We start from the raw sequence: 17,197 nt of genomic DNA on the forward strand, positions 1-17,197 counted from the left end.
CAGGGGCCCTTGGAAAGCCCGGTCTTTTCAACCTCACCGTTAACAATTGACCCCGCTTGTCTAGACGCCGGTCCTAGGGGCATCTAAGTTGACGCCTTTGGTGGGAAAAAGAAAGCAAGTGGCATCCTCTGGAGACCTATCCCAAGTATCGCCCAGGGCCGGGGTTCCAATTTACCTGCCGATTTTGTTTTCCCAGGAGAGCCCCTAATTTTGCGAGAAAGCTGGACCATTACCCGGGGAGTTTCTACGTGGTTGTCAAGGTTTTTGGCGTAGTGCCTGCACAGTGGGTCGACAACATTTTTTGGCGAGGAGGTGGGTCTGATGCCGGAGAATGTGAACTGGGGGATCATCGGTGGACAAATCAGTCTGGGGGTTCTGTTGGGACTGGCCGTCGGCTACCTAGCGAAAAAAACGTTAAAGGTTCTCTTGCTTTTGATTGGGGTCTTGGTTTTGGTTGGAGTGACCTTGGAACGGTTGGATGTGATCACGATTCATTGGGCCACCATCGAAGCATCGTATAACACGTTCCTGGAAACCTCAGGCGGGCTTGGCGCGTTACTGCAAAGCTGGGCCGCTAATTTCGGTGGTTTTATCCCGGTGGCTGGCAGCTTTGTGGTAGGATTCTTTATTGGCCTGAAATTGGGCTAGGCGGGGCAGGAATTTCTCCGCCTCCGTCGAATTAGTATGGATGGGTATAACTTTCATTTGCTGACTGACTAGTCGGTCTAGCTTGGGGGTGGAGATTCCCTTGTCAGTGTTGTTGCGTTTGCTAAGGTACCTGAAACCCATGTGGTTTTACGTGCTCATCGTGTTGGTGTGCATGCTGGGATCTGCCGCATTGGGACTGTGGGTACCCCGTCTGACCGGACAGATTGTTGACCTAATCTCCGACGGTTCCGGTAGCGAAGGGGTGCTCCTGAAGGGTATCATGCTCATCTTAGGTGTTAGTGTGGTCAATGCCCTCCTGGTCTTCGCGGAAAGTGCCATGTCGGGACGGCTCGGCCAGCGGGTGATTTACCAACTGCGGAACGATATGTATTCCCACATGGTGAACCTGCCCTTCTCTTTCTATGATCAGGCCCAGACCGGACAGCTGATGTCCCGGGTTACTGCCGACGTGGAAACCCTGCGGCGCTTTTTGGGTCTTGGTTTTACAAGGTTGATCAACAACGTGTTTGTATTCGTTACAGTGCTTGTGATGCTTTTAACGATGCATTGGCGGCTTACACTGCTGGTGTTGCTGACCATTCCCCTGTTGCTATGGACAGTCTTGCACTACGGTAAGGTCATCCGGCCCCAGTTCCAACGGATCCAGGAACAGCTAGCCCAGATGAATACGGTACTGCAGGAGAATATCACAGGGATTCGGGTAGTGAAGGCCTTCGGCCGTGAGAAAGAAGAAGTTCAGAAGTTCGAAAAGGAAAACCAGGGGATCTTGGAACGTAACCTGGAGATGACTAGGGTTTCCGCCTTCTATGTCCCCCTGATGAACACCCTGACTGCCTTGGGAACCGCGGTGCTGATCTGGTATGGCGGTTGGCAGATCATGCAGGGCACACTCACCGTAGGAGACCTTGTGGCCTTCAACTCCCTTTTGATGCGGTTAATCATGCCGGTGCGGATGCTGGGCTGGCAGTGGAACATGTTGCAACGTTCGGTGGCCGCCGGCACCCGTATCTTTGAGATCCTGGATACCACCTCTGACATCACCGAGGCGCCCGATGCCAAGCCTTTGAAGAATCCCAAGGGTGCCATTGAGTTTGAAGATGTGTGGTTCAGCTATCGGGATAATGTACCGGTGCTGCGTGGCTTCAATCTAAAGGTGGAACCGGGGCAGACGGTGGCTTTGTTGGGTGGTACGGGCTCGGGGAAATCCACGGTGATAAACCTTATTCCGCGTTTTTACGATCCTGACCGGGGTGTGGTCCGGTTCGACGGCACTGACCTCCGGGAACTGAAGATCGCGGATCTGCGCCAGAACATTGGGATGGTGATGCAGGAGACCTTCCTGTTTTCTACCACTATTCGGGAAAACATCGCCTTCGGACGGCCCGATGCAACCCAGGCGGAGATCGAGCAGGCGGCTAAGGCTGCCCAGATTCACGACTTCATTGTCTCCCTGCCCCAGGGCTATGATACCCTGGTAGGAGAACGGGGCCTGAATCTCTCTGGAGGCCAGAAACAGCGCATCTCCATTGCTCGGGCCCTTTTGATGGATCCGGCGGTTCTGATCCTAGATGACTCTTTGTCCAGTGTGGACACGGAGACCGAATATCTGATTCAACAGGCCCTGGATACCCTCATCGCCGGGCGCACCACCTTTGTTATTGCCCAGCGGCTTTCCACGGTGAAGAATGCGGACATCATCGTGGTGCTAGACAAGGGCGTGGTGGTCCAACAGGGAACCCATGAGGAGCTGATCAAACAGCCTGGTCTTTACCAGGAGATTTATCGCCGGCAGTTTGGTGCCGTGGAAGAAGAGGAGGGGGGACTAGGTTATGCGGGGGATGCCTAGACAAGCTCATTTGGATGATGAAAAGCGCCCCTTGGACCCCCAGATGTTCAAACGGTTATTCCGTTATGTTTTGCCTTACAAGCATCTGCTAATTGGGGCGACGATCATGATGTTCGCTGGGGTGGGGATTAGCCTTGTGCAACCGCTTCTTTTGCGACACGCCATCGACGAGAATATCCACAATGGTGATATGTTGGGATTGACTAAGACGGCCCTATTGTATCTGGGCACCTTCCTGGCGGCCTGGGTGGCTTCTTACTGCCAGTCGGTGTGGATGGCCCTGTCGGGCCAAAGGTCCCTGGCGGACCTCAGGCGGGATCTGTTTTCCCACCTGCAGAGGCTTTCCCTGTCTTTCTTTACCAAACGGAAGGCCGGGGAGATCATGTCCCGGGTCGTCAACGATGTGGATACCCTCAGCGAACTGTTGAGTTCGGGGATCATTACGGTGATCAGTGATCTAGTTACCCTGGTGTTCATCGCCGCCATCATGTTTGAGATGCATCCCACCTTGGCCTTGGTCACCTTTAGTATCTTGCCTGTCATGTTTGTGGTGACCATTGGCTTTCGGGGGCGCATGCTCCAGGCCCACCGCCAGGTGCGGGGGAAAGTGGCGGAGATCAACGCGAATTTGCAAGAATCCATCTCCGGGGTTAAGGTCACCCAGGCCTTTAACCGGGAGAAACGCAGTATTCAGCGTTTTGAGGAGACCAACCAGGAAAACATGGAGGCTAACGTGCGGGCCTTAGACCTGTTTGCGGTGTTCATGCCGATTTTGGAGCTCATTGGTGTGGTGGGTATTGCCCTGGCCCTTTGGTATGGTGGAACCCAAGTGATGCAGGGAACCTTGACCGTGGGGACCCTAGCGGCCTTTATCTCTTACATCCAGCGGTTCTTCGGTCCTGTGCGGAACATCAGCCAGATTTATACCCAGCTACAATCCGCGGGGGCCGCGGTGGAGCGGGTCTTTGGGATCATGGATGTGGAGCCGGAGATCAAGGATAGCCCCAAACCGGTGGCCATCGATGGATTCAAGGATAAGATTGTCTACGAGAATGTCTCCTTTGCCTACAATCCCGATGAGCCGGTCTTGAAGAACATCAATCTCACCATCAATAAGGGGGAGACCATCGCCCTGGTGGGGCCCACTGGTGCTGGGAAGACCACTATGATCAATCTCCTGTGTCGTTTTTACGACCCTACCTCCGGTCGGATCACCGTGGACGGTCGGGATTTGAGGGAGATCGAACAGGCTTCCTGGCGGAAGCTAGTGAGCATTGTATTGCAGGATACCTTCCTGTTTTCTGCCACCATTAAGGAGAATATCCGTTTCGGAAAGCCCGATGCTACCGATGAGGAAATCCGCTGGGCTGCGGAACAGGTGGCCGCCTTGCCTTTTATAAATGAGCTGGAACATGGCTTTGATACCATGCTCACAGAACGTGGCTCCAACCTGTCCGTGGGGCAAAGGCAGCTGTTGTCCCTTGCCCGGGCCTTGATCGGCCAGCCGGAGATTCTGATTCTAGACGAGGCCACCTCCAGTGTAGATCTGCACACGGAAGGGTTAATTCAACAGGCCTTGGAGGTGCTTTTGAAGGACCGCACTGCGGTGATTATCGCACACCGGCTTTCCACCATTGAAAATGCGGACCGGATTGTAGTGATCCAAGACGGTGAGATCGCGGAAATTGGCAATCACCGGGAGCTTTTGGAGAAGGGCGGCCTGTACTACCAGCTGCATCAAAAACAGTTCGGGGCCGTGATGAAGGCTGAGGGGGTCTAAGTGCGTAGCAAGAAGGAAGAGATTCTGGAAGCGGCCTTTGTGATCTTTAGTGCCAAGGGTTATCACCGGGCGACGGTGGATGAAATCGTGGCCCTGGCCAACACCGGTAAAGGTACTGTTTACAATTACTTCTCCTCCAAGGAAGGTCTGTTCCATGCGGTGATCGAGCACCAGCAGGACAAGTTATGCCAGCGGCTAGAAAGCTTGCTGGGCAAGGAGCAATCCCTGTCCGAGGCGGTCCACAGCTTCATCGCGATCTATTTAGAGTTTCTGGCCGACAACTCTCCCCTTTGGCGGACTATGGTGGGAGACCCTGGGGCGGGCAATGAGCGGGCGCGGCGCAGGGAGCTGGTCCGGCGCCGGTTCCAGAGGATCGCCAATGTAGCGGAGGAAATCCTAAAACGGGCCCAAAACCGGGGGGAGATGCGTTTTCCCGATTTGGATCTGGCCAGCCGCATCCTGGTGAATATAATCCACGCTTCGACCCTCCATGGGGAATTCACTGTGCCCTTGGAGGAGTTGGCGGAGAAACTGACGCGGTTGTATCTGTACGGTGTGACTAACGAGTAGGAACAATGGGTACCCCCCCTTTAGAGGGCATCTACCTGACCCTTGGGGAGACTTACGGTGACGGTGGTTCCCTTTCCGGGGGTGCTCATCAGATCTGGATGCTAGATAGGACGAGTTTCTGGAGAAAAAGGGCGGTGTCTCTAAAGCGCTATACCATTCCGGGTAAGACAATGTCAGAAGGATGTAAAGACTGAGGTTTAGGCTAACAGGCCTGTTCCTGTAGCGACAGGCCTGTTAGCGAAGGATTAGCGGCAGTGGACCCGGCCGTAGAGGCGATAGTTGTCTTCCAGCAAGCTTTGGGCTAAGTTCACCGGGAAGTCCAGGAGTTGGATGCCCCGGGCCACCGAGTGCTCATAAATGGTCTTTAGATCATTGAGTTCCGGCTGACCTAGATTAAAGGCATACAATCCCTTGGTTTCTGCGGCTAGGGCCACAAAGTGATCGCCGCGTCCGCAATAATGCATGGATCCTCCACCGAACTCTTCAAGAATCCTTTGATCATAGGGGCGGAAGAACTCGGCGAACATCCCGGGGGAAAAGTTTACGGCCGAGTCGTTCCGTAGCATAACCTGCCCTTTTTGCACCACACCCCAATGGACCGACCAGGGGGTTTGGGGTGGTACAATCCTTTGCCATTCTTTCATAAAGGCGATGTATGTTTCGGTGATGAGTTCTAGGAAGTCCTTCACCAAGTTGGGTTCATCCATGATGTCTAGGAAAAGCTGACTACCCCAGATCACTTCACAGACGTCCATGGGTCCTTGCAGGTCCGGGTGGTAGATATGCACATGCTTTTTGATTTTTGGATACTGTGCAAAGACCTCCACGAACCGCTGGCCCATTTCCAAGGTTTTGGCCCCCAATCCCCGGGATAGATCGGGCACTCCCTGTTTTAACAGTTCACGGATACCTTCCTTAGCGTTTTCGATGGGATACGACGTGGGTAAGGTGTTATACCGATCGTCCATAAAAAAGAGCTTCACCCCAAACAGGGAAGGGAGGATGCTGGTTCCGTAGTTGCTGCGAACACAGAGCATCTTGCCTGTCCCTGCGGCCAAGGTCGCAGAACAGGAGGCCAATTGGGAGAGGATCATCTTATCGTGGTCAGCAATAGCCTCATTGATGGTAATGTTGGGCCAGTCTATCTTTGGCGGGGATTTTTCCGGACGGGCGGGACGGAAGAACTCCTCCGGCCACTCCCCATTGACGAACTTTATCCATTGATTTAACAGCTCGTCTTCCACCTTGTCATCGATGCGCGCTTCTAGGTCTTCCAAATATGGTGCCAGATTCAACGGGCCACCTCCTAGGACGTTGCATGGTTCTCTTACCCAAATTCGCCAGGCTGGGGGTTTTACCTGCCCCTTGTGGGAGAAAGACAACGGTTTTTTGATTTAGTGCCGGGAGTCCTTTTCCCTTCTTGGGAAGTTCCTTGCAGGCAAGGAGAAATACCGAAGGTATTGGCAGCTTTATGCGGTGATCTTTTCGAAATCCCAGCTTATTGCTTGTTAGGAATACATGTGTTATCATTTACTAAAACATGCGTCAGGTCTTTGACGCACCTTTAAATGGGGGTAAGGTAATGTCAACTAGAGCTGAAATTGAGGAGCGAATCCAACAGCTGAAAAAAGAACGCAATGCCCTCATCCTTGCCCATAATTACCAACTCCCTGAAATCCAGGATATAGCAGATTTTACAGGGGATTCATTGGAACTGGCACGGTTGGCAAGGGAAACCGATGCCGAGGTGATCGTCTTCTGCGGTGTTGATTTCATGGCAGAAACGGCGGCAATCCTCAATCCCGACAAAACCGTCCTCCTGCCGGCTAAGGATGCGGGTTGTCCTTTGGCTGACATGGCCACTGCCGACGCATTGATCGAAAAGAAGAAAGAGTATCCCGATGCAGCGGTGGTGTGCTATGTGAACTCCACCGCGGAAGTGAAAGCCGAAAGTGACATTTGCTGTACCTCGGCCAACGCGGTGAAGGTGGTCAACTCCCTAGAGCAGGATCGGGTCCTGTTTGTGCCGGACCAGAACCTGGCCAGCTGGGTGGCGCGCCATACGGACAAGGAAATCATCCCTTGGCAAGGGTTCTGTATTACCCACCACCGGCTGCGGGCCGAAGATGTCAAGCGGGCGCGGGAAGCCCATCCCGATGCAATTGTCGTAGTGCACCCTGAGTGTCCGCCGGAAGTGGTGGATTTGGCCGATGAGGTAGCCAGCACCACTGGTATTCTTAAGTACGTGAAGAATTCTTCGGCGCAGAAGTTCATCATTGGTACGGAGATGGGGTTGCTGCACCGGCTCATGAAGGAGAACCCTGGCAAGACCTTCTTTATACTCAGCCCGGGTTTGGTGTGTCCGAATATGAAAAAGATCTCCAGTATCCAGATGGTACTAGACGCCCTTGAGACCAATACCCACCATGTGGTGGTGGAGGAGCCTTTGCGGAGCAGAGCATTGGCCGCAGTGGAACGGATGCTGGCATTATAAACTAGGGAAGGCGAAATCTATGGATCAAGGGATGTACCAGACGGACTTTCTGGTCATAGGCTCCGGTATCGCGGGCCTTTTTTCTGCCCTGAGGTTGGCGGCCCATGGGGATGTCATCCTGGTGACCAAAAGTGATCTTGAGGACAGCAACAGCTACTTCGCCCAAGGGGGTATGGCCGCGGCCCTCAAGGAACCCGATACGCCGGAACTGCACGAAGAAGATACCCTCCGGGCTGGGGCGGGCCTGTGTGACCGCTCCGCGGTGAAGGTGCTCGTGGAAGAGGGACCCCAACGGGTTATGGAGCTCATCGGGTTAGGAGTAGAATTCGACCGGGTAGATGGACACATTGCCCTCACCCGGGAGGGGGCGCACAGCCAGGGCCGCATCCTACACGCCCTGGGAGATTCCACCGGGAAAGCCATCAGTGATCGACTTGCCCAGCTTACCAGAGAGCATTCCAACATTCACATCAAGGAAGATCATTTCGTGGCCGAATTGTTGGTACAAGAGGGCCGTTGTGTCGGGGTTTTGGTGGTGAATCCCCAGCAAGAGCTGGAGATTTACCTGGCGCGGGCGGTGGTGCTCAGCTCTGGTGGCGCAGGACAGGTCTATGCCGAAACTTCGAACCCCGAGGCTGCCACGGGCGATGGTATGGCCTTGGCCTATCGGGCGGGGGCCAAGCTCAAGGACATGGAATTCATCCAGTTTCATCCTACGGTGCTAGTGGGCAGCGGGACTAGTCAACGTTTCCTGATTTCCGAAGCGGTCCGGGGTGAGGGAGCGATCCTGCGGAATGTCCATGGGGAACCGTTCATGCAGAAGCGCCATCCATTAAAGGATCTAGCTCCCCGGGACGTGGTGGCCCGTGCCATCTGGCGGGAGATGGAAGAGACCAAGACGCCCTTCGTCTACCTGGATGCCACCTCCCTCGGCAGCGAACACTTGAAAAACAGATTTCCCACGATTTGGGCCCGGTGTCAGGAACAGGGTTTGTCCATGGATCGAGACTATATCCCTGTGGCTCCGGCGGCCCACTATTTCATGGGTGGTGTCCAGACGGACCTGGAGGGAGCCACCTCGATTCCGGGCCTGTTTGCCTGTGGCGAAGTGGCCTGCACGGGGGTGCATGGAGCCAATCGCCTGGCCAGCAATTCCCTTTTGGAGACGGTGGTTTTTGGTCAGCGGGCCGCTCTGGCGGCAGTGGAATTTGCCCGGCGCCATCCTATACTCCCAGATCCCAGCCGGTTTAGGGATTATGTGTCCGCCCTACCCCGGAAGGACACCTGGGACAATCAGGAAATTCACCGCCTCAGAGGGCAGACTCAAAAGGTCATGTGGGACTTGGTGGGACTTGTGCGCTGCAACGACTCCTTAACCCGGGCCCAAAGGGTGTTGGAGGAGCTTACTTTAGAAGTGGAGGAACTGACGGCTGGGGTGTGGAGCAAGGAAGCCCTGGAATTGAAGAATATCTTGCTGATCGGCAGGCTCATAACCAAGGCCGCCTTGACCCGCCAGGAAAGCCGGGGAGCCCATTTCCGGACTGATGTGCCGGAGCCGAACGAGGCATGGCGCAAACATATCATCCTACAGCGGGATCAGTTGGAACCGGAATTTAGTGCTGTGGATTAGGAAAGGGGATTACTGGGTTGTTGGAAGGAGCATTGCTGTATAAGATCCGGCCGATCATTGATCAAGCCCTCAGGGAAGATATTGGTCGGGGAGATATCACCACCGAGGCCTTGGTGCCCTCCGATGCGTGGGGCACGGCGATCCTGAAGGCCAAGGATGAGGGGATCTTCTGTGGGGAAGCGATTTGTTACGGGGTGTTTGATGTCTTGTGTCCCCAAGTGCAGGTAAAGGTCTTGGTGCGGGATGGGGAGCAGATTGCCAAAGGCGATGTGCTTGCCCAACTTCAGGGTCCTGCTTGGGCCATCTTGATGGGAGAACGGGTCCTGTTGAACTTCATTCAGCATTTGTCAGGGATCAGTACCAAGACGGCCCGACTGAAGGCCTTGATCGCGGACTACCCCTGTACTTTGGTGGAGACCCGCAAGACCCTGCCGGGACTACGCCTTTTGCAGAAATATGCGGTCCGGGTTGGGGGAGGAGGCAATCACCGTTTGGGCCTTGACGATGCGGTGATGATTAAGGACAACCATATCGTGGCGGTGGGCAGCATCACCGAGGCGGTTCGCCTGGCGCGCAGTCGAGTGCCCTTTACGGCCAAAATTGAGGTGGAGACTAAGGAACCGGAGCAAGTGAGGGAGGCCTTAGACGCGGGCGCGGATATTATTATGCTCGACAATATGTCGCCAGCTCTGATGGAGGAGATGGTCAAACTCATCGATGGGCGGGCCCTAGTGGAAGCTTCGGGTAGTGTCAATGAGGAGAACATCGTGGAGGTTGCCCAGTGCGGTGTGGATATCATCTCCGTGGGTGCCCTTACCCACTCGGTGAAAGCGCTGGATATTAGCTTGGATCTTAAGATCGCCAACGGCCACTAGAATTATTGCAAAAAATCTTTCCTCAATTGGGAGGTATTCAGGCGGCGGTGTCGAATATAGACTTTGTAAAGGAGGTTTGCAAAGACTTGTGGATATCCAGAGGGCAAAGGGGAGAGGACAACGGACCGAATCCGTTGGTTCCTATAACCGTAAACTTATAATGGAAGAAATCCGCCGCTATGGCCCTCTGACGCGTCCAGACTTGGCAAAACGTACTGGATTGACCCGGGCTGCCGTTGGGAAGATTGTAAACGATCTTTATGAACTCGGCTTGGTGACGGAAGAGGGCTTCGAGGTATCCAGTGGTGGCCGACGGCCGGTGCTCCTGCAAGTCCGCAAGGATCGGTACGTAGTGGGAGCTCATCTGGACGGGCAGGGTATTCAGGTGGCCGTGGTGGGCTTGGATGCGGCAGTGAGATCCTATAGAGTTATTCCCTGGCAGCGGAACGGTGGTTCCGTACTGCTCCAGGATGTCATTGACGCGCTCCGGGGGGTGATCGCCCAGGATGGGTTAACAGAGGAAGAGCTTTTGGGGATTGGTCTGAGCATTCCCGGCCTATTTGACTACACCAATCAGGAGATTATTGTCTCCTTTGCCCTAGGCTGGGAACGGGTGCCCTTGGCCAAGTTCTTGCAGCAGGAACTGAATGTCCCGGTGGTGGCGGAACGGGACTGTTTGGCGGGGCTCTTCGGTGAGTTGTGGTTTGGCGATTGGCACAGTGTGGACGATGCCATGTACGTAGTAGTGGGCGAAGGAATCGGTGCCGGATTGTGGCTGAGTGGCCAACCCTTCCGGGGCTCCGGATGGATGGCGGGAGAATTGGGGCACGTGTCCGTGGACGATGATGGGGTTCCCTGTCAGTGTGGGCAGCGGGGTTGCTTAGAGGTGATGGCCAGCCTGGGGGTGATGGCTCGGCAATGGTGGTCCGCTGGAGCCCTTTCTGAGGATTTCATTGAGCGTTACGTGAAGGCCCTGAAGGACCGTGATGAAAGGGCCTGGCAGGTACTGCGGGAAGGGACCCGACACATTGGCAAAGCCCTGGGCCAAGCGATCAATCTGTTGGATCCGGAGATGATCTTCGTTGCGGGCAGACTGGATCCTGTGAGTGAGGAGTTCATTGATGTCTTGGGGGCGGCTACTTTGCCCCATGTGATGAAACACAACGTGCGGGAAGTGAGGATTGTCCCGGCCAGTTTTGGCCCGTATCACTCGGTGATGGGCGCCGCTGCGGCATTCCTCTGGGAATCATTTAACCACCTATAAGGAGGCGACGGCTCAATGAAAAAGAGTATCAGCTACTGGATGTTTCCCGGCAACTGGAGCTTAGAGCAGATTGTAAAGACTACTAAGGATGCAGGATATGACGCCATCGAGCTTTCCTACGACGAGACCGGTCCATTATCCTTGTCTGGTACCAAGGAAGAAGTTTTGAAAGTGAAGGAGACGGTGGAGCAGGCGGGGCTGGAAATTGCGGCCTTGGCCACCGGATTGTTCTGGACCTATTCCCTGACCGCCGATGATCCCGATACCCGGCAGAAGGCCAAGGAGATCGTCAAGGGAATGTTGCAGACGGCTAAGTGGCTGGGTACCGATGCCATTTTGGTGGTGCCCGGCGCGGTAGATGTGTTCTTCAATCCCAACAGTGATGTGGTACCCTATGACGTGGCCTGGGAGCGGAGCATGGCCGCCTTGAAGGAATTAGCCCCGGTGGCCGAAGAACTGCAAGTGACTATCGGGATTGAGAACGTCTGGAACAAGTTCTTGCTCAGTCCCCTGGAGATGGCCCGGTTTATCGATGAGATCAACAGCCCCTATGTAGGTGCCTACTTTGACGTGGGTAATGTGCTGTTTGCGGGGTATCCCCAGGACTGGATTCGGATCCTGGGCGAACGGATCAAGCGAGTTCACATCAAAGATTTCCGGAAGTCTGTGGGGACTGTGGATGGCTTCGTTGCCCTGTTAGAGGGTGATGTGCCATGGCCGGAGGTAATAAAGGCTTTGCGGGAGATCAGCTATGACGGTTACGTCACCGCTGAGATCTTGCCACCTTATAAATACGATGGGGCACAGCTGGCCTATGACACCTGTGCTGCCATGGAGAAAATCTTTAAACTATAGGGAGGAAATCAAATGTTGAAAGTAGGTATTCTAGGTGCAGGTATGATCGCATCGGTTCATGCTGCCGGGTACAAGAATCTAAAGGACAAGGCCCAAGTGGTGGCCGTGGCTGATGTGGTACCTGAAAAGGCCGAGAAGCTTGCCAAGGACTTTGGCGCGAAGGTATACAAAGACGGGATGACCTTGATTAAGGAAGCCGATGTGGACGTTATCGACATCTGTTTGCCCACCTTCCTGCATGCGGAACATGCGGTGGCTGCCTGTGAGCAGGGTCGCCATGTCCTTTGTGAGAAGCCCATGGCTTTGACCTTGGAAGAGGCTGATGCCATGATTGCAGCTGCAGAGAAGGCCAACGTGAAGTTGATGATAGCCCAGTGCCTGCGGTTTTGGCCTGAGTATGCCCTGATGTATGAGTTAATCCAGGAGGGGAGCCTGGGACGGCCGCTCTTTGCCACAGGTTGTCGCTTCTCCCAGACCCCTTCGTATAGCTGGAACCACTGGCTACTGGATCCCAAGCTCAGTGGTAGTGCTGCCTTGGATCTACACATCCACGACGTGGACTATCTGACCTGGTTGTTTGGGGATCCCCAGCAGGTCTCGGCCGTAGGTGTGGTGGATGAGCGGGGCGGTGTGGCCATGGTGGACACCTCCGTCACTTACAAAAACGGCGGGCGGGTGTCGGTAGGTGGTGGCTGGTTGATGCCCACGGATTATCCCTTTACCACCGAGATGACTATCTATTGTGAGAAGGGGTGTCTGGAGTTCTCCTCCCGGGCCGGGGTGAACATCGAGGCACGGGATAAAGTGGCCCGGGGGATCAAGGTGTATCGGCCCGGTCAGCCGGTGGAGGTTATTCCGGTGGAGGGCAAAGACGCTTACCAAACGGAGATCGAATACTTCCTCGACTGTGTAGCCCAGGATCGCCCGGTGGACAAGATGCCCCCGCAGGAGGCCCGGCGTAGCCTGTCAGTAGGCCTTGCCGCCATCGAGTCGGCGAAAACCGGAAAACCGGTCCAAATGTAACGGGAGCTATAAGGTACAATCGGCTTGACAAAGGAGGCGGTAGGCTTGAAGATTGGAGTAATCGTTGACTCCTTTCGGTTGGGGATCCGCGAAGGATTGAAGAAGGCAAAAGAGGTCGGGGCCCACGGTGTGCAGATGTATGCCGTGTCCGGCGAGATGGCGCCGGAGAACCTGTCGACCCAGGCGAGGAAAGACTTACGGAACTATATCGCAGACTTGGGATTAGAGATCTCTGCCATCTGCGGCGATTTGGGTGGCCACGGTTTTACCCGGGCCGAGGATAATCCCCGGAAGATCCAGCGATCCAAGGAGATTATGGATCTAGCGGTAGAGCTGGGGACTAACGTGGTGACCACCCATGTGGGCGTGATTCCCGCCGATGAACAGGATCCCACCTGGCAGCTCCTCCACGCGGCCTGTTCAGAACTAGCGGAGTATGCCAACAGCATCGGAGCCCATTTTGCCATCGAAACAGGGCCCGAAAAGGCGACCACGCTGAAGAAGTTCCTGGATTCCATCCCCGGCAAAGGGATTGCGGTGAATATGGATCCGGCTAACCTGGTGATGGTCACCGGCGATGATCCGGTGCAGGCGGTGTACACCCTTAAGGATTACATTGTGCACACCCATGCCAAAGATGGTATCATGCGGAAACAGACCGACCCAAAGGTGATCTATGACTATTTCGCAGAGGGTGGCATCGAAGACCTGCGACTGGAGGACTACTTCCTAGAAACGCCCCTCGGTGAGGGTCAGGTGGACTTTCCTGCTTACCTGAAAGCTTTACGGGAGATTGGTTTTGACGGATACCTCACCATCGAGCGGGAAGTGGGGGCAAACCCGGAAGTGGATATTCGGAAGGCCGTAACCTTCCTCCAGGAGCTTTTGAAAGCCTGAATCCCAGTGAGTTGTTACCCACTACCCCTGGAAGCAGGATGATACACGTAAAGGGAGGCGCGGAGTGGTGTTCCGCGGTTCCCTTTTATACAAGATTTCGCAGAAAAAGGGCACCCCTTGGTGCCCTTTTTCCTATACCTGGTGAGTGAAGGGGGAGGGGAATTAGGCAAAGCCTAGTAGACTACCAACTTGATAGACCACTACCGCCAGAAGCCAGCCCAAAAACAGGGTGTACCCCACGGCGAAGAAGGTCCACTTGCGGGAGTTAGTCTCCTGTCGAATGGCACCAATGGTGGCCACACAGGGGATGTAGATCAAGGACATCACCAAGAAGGCGTAAGCCGACAGGGGAGTCCACTGGGCTTGCAACGCTGCTGCCAGTCCTGCTTCGCCTGCTCCGTAGAGGACAGCTAAAGTACCAAGAATCAGTTCTTTCGCTAGGGCACCGAAAATTAGGGCGGTGCTTGCTTGCCAGGTACCAAAGCCTGCGGGTTTGAAAATCGGGGCGAAGAAGCCGCCGATACGGGCGATCAGGGAATCGGGGCTACCGGGCTCGATGTTGGGCGGCAAATTGGACAACACCCACACCACGATGATCGATATAAAAATAACGGTTCCCGCTCGCTCCAAGAAGTGTTTGGCCCGTTCCCAGGTCTGAATGAGAATGTCCTTGAGCCGGGGGAGCCTGTACGGTGGCAGTTCGATCACGAAGGTTGACGTGGAATCGGACTTAATGAACAGGCTGAAGATTTTTGCCATCACCGCGGCGAGGACCACCCCTAGTACATAGAGGGAAAAGACCACGATTCCCTGGTGCTTCGGGAAGAAGGCTGAGGCAAAGAGCACATAAACCGGCAGCCGGGCTGAACAGGAAATCAACGGATTTACCAGGATGGAGATTAAACGGTCTTTGGGGTTATCTAGGCTGCGGGTGGCCAGAATACCGGTCACGTTACAACCAAAACCAAGGATCATGGGAATGAAGGCTTTACCATGCAGACCGACACTACGCATCAGCCTGTCCGACAACACCGCGGCCCGGGCAATGTACCCCACGTCTTCCAACAGGGTGATAATCCAAAACAGGAAGAAGATCGGGGGAGCAAATTCGAAGACCGCCCCCAAGCCACCAAGAATGCCATCGGTGAGGAAGCCTACCAACATTTCTGGTGCACCGAGACCTGTCAGACTGCCATAGACCCACTCGCTAAAGGTTTCAATGACACCGCCTAGCCATTCCACAATGGGATCGCTGAGGGTGAAGGTCAGCTGAAACATTAGCAGCATCACAACTAGGAAAAGGGGATAGGCCAACCATTTGTTTAACAGGATCCGATCGACCATCGTGGAGGGACGGATGACATCCTCCGGGGTAGTCGTAGTCTCCTTAGTGATCTTCGCGGTTAAAGCATATCGTTTTTCGGCGATCAAATCCGTCGGGTCCTGACCGGTCTCCTGTTGGATACGCGACCGGGCCATGGCCACCCTTGTTTCCAGTTGCTTAACTTGTTCGTCTGCGAGTCCTTTAAACAGTTTCCCGCGGATGTGGTCATCGTGTTCCAACAGCTTGATGGCGAACCAGCGGGTGGAAGTCCTTACCTTCTTTTGGAGGATGGTGTCCAGCAGTTGGCTCAGCTCTGCAATCTCTCTTTCCACCGCGGGCCCATAGTCTATGGTGAACTTAGCAGAACCTTGATTCCTGTTCTTCACCATCTGTATCGCTGTGGTGAGCAGCTCTGGGATGCCCTTTCGCTCAATGGCTACCGTGGGAACCACCTTTGTGCGTAATCGGGCCTCCAATTTATCTAGATTAACCTTGATTCCTAGCTTTTTTGCTTCGTCGAAAATATTCAACGCAAGGATGACCGGGGCGCCCATTTCCAGAATCTGAACTGTAAGATAGAGATGGCGCTCTAGGTTGGTGGTGTCCACCACGTTGATCACCGCGTCGGGGTTCTCCCAGAGAATGAAGTCCCGGGCGATGGTTTCATCAATGGCACTGGAACTAAAGGAATAGGTCCCGGGAAGATCGACGACCGAAAGCTCAACGCCCTCATGAACCACCGATCCGGTCTTCTTCTCTACGGTGACCCCAGGCCAGTTGCCCACATGTTGCCTGGCGCCGGTGATCCCGTTAAAGAGGGCCGTTTTTCCCGAGTTGGGATTGCCCGCGATGGCAATCACCGGTTTCCGAGTTGCCGCAACCATTCTTCAAATCCTCCTTCGATGCACCACTGAATAAGTTAATGTAACCTAACTTATTGGGCAAAAAAAGATGCTATGAAACCTTGTGTTGTACCTGACCTCTGAACCGCCGACGATGTCCCGGGGCATAGGCCAATTGTTGCTCCCTGATCATAACGGATGCAGCCTCTTTCTTGCGCAGTCCCAAGCGGCAACCCCGTACGCAAACGATGATCGGATCTTTCAACGGTGCAGTTCCTTCCACGTAGATCTCTGTTCCCGGGGTGAAGCCCATGTCCATCAGTTTTCGTCGCAGTGCTCCATTACAAGTCAAGCTGGAGATAATCCCCTTCATGCCGGGGGTCAATTTGTCTAAAGAGCAGTTATGCATGGCGTTGACGACCGAAGTATACTTCCTAGTGGTCGTCTTACCTCCTCTCCAACATGTGGTGCGGGTCAATGATTAATTGGAAGCGTTGTGGTGCTTTTCCATGAAATCCAAGAGGCATTCCATACTTTCTCTACTGAGAACGTGTTCAATCTTGCAGGCGTCATCTTCCGCCGTGGCTTCGCTTACACCCAGCACTGTCATCAGGAAGGACTTAATGGCCTGATGGCGCTTATAGACCAGGGCTGCTCTGGCCTGTCCCAGTTCTGTTAGATAGACAGGTCCGTATCGTTCTTGCCGGACAAGGCCCCGTTCAGCCAGTTGACTTACTGCCTGGTTGACGCTGGCTTTGGAAACGCCCAATCTGTCTGCGATATCTGTAGTCCGTGCCCCGCCCTTGGCATCAGCTACCTCGAGGATCGTTTCCAGGTAGTCCTCCAATGACGGAGTAATTCCACCGGGCATTAATGCTTCACCTCATTTGCTCTGTATGTCCCTTGCCAAGGACAGGGTCCCAGGGTAAAAGTAAAGCTAACCTAACATCCGAGTACAAAATAGCATGGATTCCGCCCCTTGTCAATACCCAAAGGGCCTGATGGGTGCACGCACAAAACGTAGGTAGAAATCATCACTCTACCCCCGTACATTATGCTATTTTTGGCTGCCAGTACTCGTCCCAACGATTACCATGGATAAAGGCAGCGAGGTTAAGCATTTGTTGG

General features: G+C 54.4%; 15 protein-coding genes. 11 read left to right on the plus strand and 4 right to left on the minus strand.

The genetic code is table 11. The annotated features are described in order from the left end of the window. Positions 1-321 precede the first annotated feature (321 nt). The 4 genes from GXX57_03575 (at position 322) to GXX57_03590 (ending at position 4,865) form a co-directional block, all read left to right on the plus strand. The gene (locus GXX57_03575) at positions 322-648 is read left to right on the plus strand and encodes a hypothetical protein (protein HHV43735.1); all 327 of its coding nucleotides are present in this window, start codon (positions 322-324) and stop codon (positions 646-648) included. A gap of 100 nt (positions 649-748) precedes the next feature. Then, positions 749-2,515: an ABC transporter ATP-binding protein gene (locus GXX57_03580; GenBank protein ID HHV43736.1), complete on the plus strand. Its 1,767-nt coding sequence runs from the start codon at positions 749-751 to the stop codon at positions 2,513-2,515. Next, positions 2,508-4,295 (plus strand): ABC transporter ATP-binding protein, encoded by a 1,788-nt coding sequence (locus tag GXX57_03585; protein ID HHV43737.1) that lies wholly within the window; start codon positions 2,508-2,510, stop codon positions 4,293-4,295. The genes GXX57_03580 and GXX57_03585 overlap by 8 nt, the downstream gene beginning before the upstream one ends. Then, positions 4,296-4,865, plus strand: coding sequence for a TetR/AcrR family transcriptional regulator (locus tag GXX57_03590; GenBank protein ID HHV43738.1), 570 nt, complete (start codon positions 4,296-4,298; stop codon positions 4,863-4,865). 245 nt (positions 4,866-5,110) lie between these two features. On the opposite strand, the gene GXX57_03595 is transcribed toward GXX57_03590, so the two are convergent. Continuing rightward, the gene (locus GXX57_03595) at positions 5,111-6,160 is read right to left on the minus strand and encodes a hypothetical protein (protein ID HHV43739.1); all 1,050 of its coding nucleotides are present in this window, start codon (positions 6,158-6,160) and stop codon (positions 5,111-5,113) included. Between the two features lie 287 nt (positions 6,161-6,447). Here GXX57_03595 and nadA point away from each other — a divergent pair, with 287 nt between their 5' ends. From nadA to GXX57_03630, 7 genes are all read left to right on the plus strand, one after another. After that, positions 6,448-7,359, plus strand: coding sequence for a quinolinate synthase NadA (gene nadA, locus GXX57_03600; GenBank protein ID HHV43740.1), 912 nt, complete (start codon positions 6,448-6,450; stop codon positions 7,357-7,359). Positions 7,360-7,390: 31 nt separating this feature from the next. Further along, entirely contained in the window at positions 7,391-8,989 is a 1,599-nt protein-coding gene (gene nadB / locus GXX57_03605; protein HHV43741.1) for an L-aspartate oxidase, read from the plus strand. 20 nt (positions 8,990-9,009) lie between these two features. Further along, a complete protein-coding gene (gene nadC, locus GXX57_03610) occupies positions 9,010-9,864 on the plus strand; it encodes a carboxylating nicotinate-nucleotide diphosphorylase (protein ID HHV43742.1) in 855 nt (284 codons plus the stop codon). Between the two features lie 76 nt (positions 9,865-9,940). Beyond that, entirely contained in the window at positions 9,941-11,128 is a 1,188-nt protein-coding gene (locus tag GXX57_03615; protein ID HHV43743.1) for an ROK family transcriptional regulator, read from the plus strand. A 15-nt stretch (positions 11,129-11,143) separates the two neighbouring features. Then, positions 11,144-11,983: a sugar phosphate isomerase/epimerase gene (locus GXX57_03620; protein HHV43744.1), complete on the plus strand. Its 840-nt coding sequence runs from the start codon at positions 11,144-11,146 to the stop codon at positions 11,981-11,983. A 12-nt stretch (positions 11,984-11,995) separates the two neighbouring features. Next, positions 11,996-13,006 carry a Gfo/Idh/MocA family oxidoreductase gene (locus GXX57_03625; protein ID HHV43745.1) on the plus strand — a complete coding sequence of 337 codons (1,011 nt, stop codon included), beginning with the start codon at positions 11,996-11,998 and terminating at the stop codon, positions 13,004-13,006. Positions 13,007-13,051: 45 nt separating this feature from the next. After that, on the plus strand, positions 13,052-13,903 hold the full coding sequence (locus GXX57_03630; protein HHV43746.1) for a sugar phosphate isomerase/epimerase: 852 nt from the start codon (positions 13,052-13,054) through the stop codon (positions 13,901-13,903). A 162-nt stretch (positions 13,904-14,065) separates the two neighbouring features. On the opposite strand, the gene feoB is transcribed toward GXX57_03630, so the two are convergent. From feoB to GXX57_03645, 3 genes are all read right to left on the minus strand, one after another. Continuing rightward, positions 14,066-16,111: a ferrous iron transport protein B gene (feoB, locus tag GXX57_03635; GenBank protein HHV43747.1), complete on the minus strand. Its 2,046-nt coding sequence runs from the start codon at positions 16,109-16,111 to the stop codon at positions 14,066-14,068. 70 nt (positions 16,112-16,181) lie between these two features. Further along, positions 16,182-16,478: a ferrous iron transport protein A gene (locus GXX57_03640; GenBank protein HHV43748.1), complete on the minus strand. Its 297-nt coding sequence runs from the start codon at positions 16,476-16,478 to the stop codon at positions 16,182-16,184. A 72-nt stretch (positions 16,479-16,550) separates the two neighbouring features. Beyond that, complete coding sequence (locus tag GXX57_03645; protein ID HHV43749.1) at positions 16,551-16,928, minus strand: metal-dependent transcriptional regulator; 378 nt, start codon at positions 16,926-16,928, stop codon at positions 16,551-16,553. Between the last annotated feature and the right edge of the window lie 269 nt (positions 16,929-17,197).

The sequence above is a fragment of the Bacillota bacterium genome (assembly GCA_012839765.1).
Lineage (GTDB): Bacteria > Bacillota > Limnochordia > DUMW01 > DUMW01 > DUMW01.

Coding starts and splice junctions, on each gene's coding strand:
- nadA (HHV43740.1), top strand. CDS start 6,448: ATGTCAACTAGAGCTGAAATTGAGGAGCGAATCCAACAGCTGAAAAAA.
- feoB (HHV43747.1), bottom strand. CDS start 16,111: ATGGTTGCGGCAACTCGGAAACCGGTGATTGCCATCGCGGGCAATCCC.
- nadB (HHV43741.1), top strand. CDS start 7,391: ATGTACCAGACGGACTTTCTGGTCATAGGCTCCGGTATCGCGGGCCTT.
- GXX57_03585 (HHV43737.1), top strand. CDS start 2,508: ATGCCTAGACAAGCTCATTTGGATGATGAAAAGCGCCCCTTGGACCCC.
- GXX57_03620 (HHV43744.1), top strand. CDS start 11,144: ATGAAAAAGAGTATCAGCTACTGGATGTTTCCCGGCAACTGGAGCTTA.
- GXX57_03640 (HHV43748.1), bottom strand. CDS start 16,478: ATGCATAACTGCTCTTTAGACAAATTGACCCCCGGCATGAAGGGGATT.
- GXX57_03625 (HHV43745.1), top strand. CDS start 11,996: ATGTTGAAAGTAGGTATTCTAGGTGCAGGTATGATCGCATCGGTTCAT.
- GXX57_03575 (HHV43735.1), top strand. CDS start 322: ATGCCGGAGAATGTGAACTGGGGGATCATCGGTGGACAAATCAGTCTG.